General features: G+C 55.6%; 5 protein-coding genes. All 5 read left to right on the forward strand.

What is annotated here, in order from left to right; all coding sequences use genetic code 11:
* Positions 1–105 precede the first annotated feature (105 nt).
* A complete protein-coding gene (locus AB4876_RS18970) occupies positions 106–879 on the forward strand; it encodes an SDR family NAD(P)-dependent oxidoreductase (RefSeq protein WP_368383258.1) in 774 nt (257 codons plus the stop codon).
* Between the two features lie 10 nt (positions 880–889).
* Positions 890–1,960 carry an acyl-CoA dehydrogenase family protein gene (locus tag AB4876_RS18975; protein WP_368383259.1) on the forward strand — a complete coding sequence of 357 codons (1,071 nt, stop codon included), beginning with the start codon at positions 890–892 and terminating at the stop codon, positions 1,958–1,960.
* Positions 1,957–3,147: an acyl-CoA dehydrogenase family protein gene (locus tag AB4876_RS18980; protein ID WP_368383260.1), complete on the forward strand. Its 1,191-nt coding sequence runs from the start codon at positions 1,957–1,959 to the stop codon at positions 3,145–3,147. Before AB4876_RS18975 ends, AB4876_RS18980 begins: the two co-directional genes overlap by 4 nt.
* A 42-nt stretch (positions 3,148–3,189) precedes the next feature.
* Entirely contained in the window at positions 3,190–4,419 is a 1,230-nt protein-coding gene (locus AB4876_RS18985) for a CaiB/BaiF CoA transferase family protein (RefSeq protein ID WP_368383261.1), read from the forward strand.
* Positions 4,416–4,833: acyl-CoA dehydrogenase family protein (locus AB4876_RS18990; protein ID WP_368383262.1), on the forward strand; the 418-nt coding region annotated here is incomplete at its 3' end. The genes AB4876_RS18985 and AB4876_RS18990, both read left to right, overlap by 4 nt.

Raw genomic sequence — 4,833 nt, forward strand, 5'->3', positions numbered from 1 at the left:
GAGCCGCCCTATATCGTATTTGATCCGGCCTAAGCCGGTTCGCCAATTTATGGTGGTCGTTTGGCGGGGCCAAACCCACCCAAATACTTAGCAATGGAGAAGAATATGAACAACCCAATGTTGATGGAAGGCCGTGTCATTATGGTAACCGGCGCAGGCCAGGGGATTGGCTTGGCCTTGAGCCGTCAATTACTCGATCTAGGCGCCAAAGTGGCAGGTGTCGATATGAATGCCGATACCTTAAATGGCGTGGCTAGCGATCTAGGTGAGGGCTTTTTGGCCCTGCCCGGCAGCGTTACAGACGTGAATTTTGCGGCAGAGGCGGTGAGCCGCACGGTTGAGCATTTTGGTTCCTTAAATGGCCTGATTAATAACGCCGGTATTACCCGCCCAGCGATGATCGACAAAATGTCGATTGAAGCATGGCAGTCAGTCATCGACGTTAATTTGAGTGGTTCAGTGTACTTCATGCAGGCGGTCGGTCGGCATATGTTGGCCGAGGCCAAAGCGGGCAATAAAGAGCCTGGCGCCATTGTGAATATCGCGTCTGACGCCGGCCGTCGCGGCAGCCTAGGTCAAATCAACTACGCGTCTGCCAAGGCCGGTATTTTCGGCGCGACCATGACCGCCGCACGGGAATGGGCCAAATTCAATATTCGCTGCAATGCGGTGTGCTTTGGCGTGGTTGCCACCGCCATGACCGAAACTGTGCGTAACGACGAGCGTTTTGCTGACAATTATCTTGCTCAGATTCCTTTGGGCCGTTGGTCCTCACCAGAAGAAGTGGCCAAGCCAGTGTGTTTCTTATTGTCTGACGCTGCGTCTTACATCACCGGTCAGATTTTGTCTGTGAACGGTGGCTTCACCATCGCAATGTAAGGTATTTGAAATGCAGGAAATGGACGAATTTATCGCGATGTTACGCGATAGCGCCGAGGGCTTTTTGGCTGATTTTCAGGCCTCGCCTGGCGCTAAAACTGAAATTGCTGTGCCGCGCCCGCTCAATCGCGAACTGTGGACTGCCATGGCCGAGTTGGGCTGGTTGGGGCTGTTATTGCCTGAGTCACAGGGCGGCTTAGCATTGCCGGTAGCGGCGGCGGCTGAGCTGGCCGAAGTTATGGGCCGCTATCGTTTTCCGGTGCCGTATATCGAGGCGGCGATTATGCCTGCGCAAATATTGGCGGCGGCAGATAACGAGGCCTTGGCCGCAGAACTTATCAGCGGTGAAACTTTGTTCAGCCTAGCGTGGCAAGATCGCGCTGGCAGCGATGCGGCCTTTGCGGCGTGCGTCTTGAGCGACGGACAAATCAGCGGTCAAAAAAGTTTTGTTGCGGCGGTCGAGCCAGGCAGCCAATTGCTGGTGTGTGTTAGCAGCGTTAATGGCCCTGCCATCGTTTTGGTAAACAGCGATGCCGACGGCATCACCGCTCAGCGCAGCGCCACCGCGTCAGGGAGTTTTTGTCAGCTCAGTTTCGACAAGGTTGCCTGCGCGCCATTATTGGCTGGTCCAGCTGCAGAGCAGGCTTTGGCCTCGGCGCTAGCGGCGGGACGCTTGCTGGCCAGTGCCTTCCTCAGCGGTTTGTCCCGCGCCTGTTTGCGCGACACGGTGGATTATCTTAATCAGCGCCAGCAGTTTGGTCGTAAATTATCGAGCTTTCAGAGTGTGTCCCACCGCTGTGTAGATATGCATATTCACATCGAGCTCACTGAGGCGGTATGGCGTGTCGCCGCCGAGTCTGGCGATGCGGCAAGCTTAAGCGCCGCCAAGGCCCGTGCCAGTGATGTCGCCCAAGATGTTTGCCGTCAGGCTGTGCAGTTGCACGGCGCGATGGGCTTTACCGAGGAGTGCTCGGTGGGTGAATACCTGCGCTTGGCTTTGCAATACGGTAATTGGCTGGGCAGCGCTAAAAGCATGCGCCGCGCGTTTCAATCGGCACGCACAGCGGAGGCCTTGGCATGAATAGCTTAAATGTAAATCGCGATGAAATGGATGATGCCGATTTTCGCGCTGAATTTCGCGCATTTTTGGCAGAGCACTATCCCGCAGAACTGAAGCAAGATTTTCACCGGCCGTTTCGGCGTCTGCGCGGCGAACCCGCCAATGACTGGCTGCGTACCTTGCAGGCACACGGCTGGCGCGCACCGGCATGGCCTCGGGAAAGCGGCGGTATGGGATTGTCGTTTCGCAAACAGCTGATTTATCACGAAGAGCTGGAACACGCGGGGGTGGCGCGCATTATCGATCTGGGCGAAACCCAACTCGGCCCCACCATTATTAAAATGGGCAGCCCTGAGCAGAGCGAGCATTACCTGCCGCGCATACTTAACTGCGAGCATGTGTGGTGTCAGGGTTATTCCGAACCCAATGCCGGTTCGGATCTGGCGAGCTTGCGCACCAGCGCCGAATTAGATGGCGACGAGTTTGTGGTGAATGGCCAAAAAATTTGGACTACCCATGCCAATGACTCCACCCATATTTTTACCTTGGTGCGCACCGGTAAGTTTGAAAAGAAACAACAGGGCATCAGCTTTTTGCTGATTGATCTCGACACCCCTGGCATCTCAATTCGGCCAATTATTAATTTGGCGGGCGAAGACGAATTCTGCGAAGTCTTCTTTGAAAATGTCCGTGTACCAAAAGCGAATTTAGTCGGCGAATTACATCAGGGCTGGGCCGTTGCCAAAGCACTGCTCGGTTACGAGCGGGTGTGGATTGGCAGCCCAGCACTGGCTGGCAAAGCTCTCGCCCTTGGCGAGCATCTGGTGCAGCAATTAGGGCTGGAAGACGACCGGGGGGTAATGGATGAATTGGCGCAGTTGCAAGCCGATCTCCACGACTACCGTTTACTTTATTCCCGCACCTGCGACGCTATTGCCGACAGTGGCAAAGCGCCGGGGCCAGAGGTGTCGATGCTCAAGGTTTACGCCTCCGAGTTGCTGCATCGCCTGACGGAATTCAATGTTGAGGTTGGTGCTGAGTATGGCGCAGTGGTGGGCGATGTCGCGATTGGCGGCGATTCAACTGCGGATATGCAGGCAGATTTATATTGGCAATTAATGATGGCGCGTCCAGTGACCATATTTGCCGGTGCCAATGAAATACAGCGAGATATTCTCGCCAAAACTGTTCTCGGCCTGCAGGCCTGATCTGGATGCCGACACAGTGATCGGCAGCAAAGGAGTATGAAGATGTTAAATAAGGGCGCACTTAGTGGTATCCGCGTACTTGATATGACTCGGGTTGTTGCAGGTCCTTACGCAGGCCAAATTTTGGGAGATCTTGGCGCTGAAGTCGTCAAGATTGAACGCAAAGGTGAGGGCGATGACTGCCGTCGCGTTGGCCCGCCGTGGATGGACAATGAGCTTGGCCGCCAAGGCCAAGACTCTACCTATTACCAATCGGTGAATCGCAATAAAAGCTCAATTTCGGTGGATTTTGCCACCGAAGCCGGTGCCGATTTAATTCGCCAATTGGTGGCCAATGCTGATGTGCTGGTGGAAAACTACCGCAGCGGCACTTTGGCGCGCTACGGCTTGGGTTATGAAGAACTTAAAGCCATTAACCCCAAATTGATTTACTGCTCGGTGACGGGTTTTGGCCAAACCGGCCCCTATGCTGGCCGCTCGGGCTATGACTACTTGGTTCAGGCCATGGCGGGACTGATGTCGGTAACTGGTCATCACGACGGCGAGCCAGGCGACGGGCCAATGCGGGTTGGCGTACCCATTGCTGATATTTGCGCGGGCTTGTACGCGGCGATCTCGGTATTGGCGGCGCTCAATTACCGCAATGTGAGTGGCGAGGGCCAATACATTGATGTGTCACTATTCGATTCGCAATTATCAGCGATGCTCAATACCTTTTCTGGCTGGTTTAACGGCGGCACGGCATTGGGCCGCACCGGCAACGATCACCCCAGCGCCGCGCCTTATGGCGTATTCCCGGTAGACGATGGCTTTATTTTGATTGCCACCTTCAACGACCGTGAATTTGTGCGTTTGTCGGCGGTACTTGGTCATGCCGATTGGGCCACCGACCCCCGCTTCTGCAGCATGGGTGCGCGGGTTGCCAACCGTGAAGAACTGAAAGCCCTCGTCACCGAGGCGTTAAAAGGCAAAACCAAGGCCGAGTGGGTAGAAATTCTCAATGCCGGTACGGTGTCCTGTGGCGGCATTAATGAAATGGCCGATCTTGAAAAAGACCCCCAAGTGCTGGCCCGTGAATTGATTGTCAGTCAAGAGCATCCCACTAACGGCACCATTCGCAGCGCCGCTAGCCCTATGCGCTTTTCAGCGTCGCCGGTGACCTATCGTCAGGCGCCGCCACTATTGGGCGAGCACAACGAACAGATTCTGTCCTCGTGGTTGGGCTTTGACGAAGCGCAAATCAAAGCCCTGCAAGCGCAGGGGGCTATATGAGCGCAGCGTATCGTTTTACCCCTTTTGAATTACCGCCAGAAACCGTGGCCCTGCGCGCCGAGGTAAGAGCCTTTGTGCAAGAGGAAGCCAGACAGTGGAATGGCTGGCAAATAGGCCATTCCTGGACGGGCTTTGATCGCGAATTGAGCCGCAAACTGGGCGAGCGCGGCTGGATTGGTATGACTTGGCCAAAGCAATACGGCGGCCACGAGCGCAGCGCCATGGAGCGTTATGTGGTGCTGGAAGAGCTGCTCGCAGCGGGCGCGCCAGTTGGCGCCCACTGGGTGGCGGACCGCCAGAGCGGGCCGCTGATTATGCGCTTGGGTACCGAGGCACAAAAAGCCAAATACCTGCCAGCGATTTGTCGCGGCGAAGCGGCGTTTTGTATTGGTTTGTCTGAGCCAGATGCCGGTT

The organism is Zhongshania guokunii (assembly GCF_040892635.1).
Lineage (GTDB): Bacteria > Pseudomonadota > Gammaproteobacteria > Pseudomonadales > Spongiibacteraceae > Spongiibacter > Spongiibacter guokunii.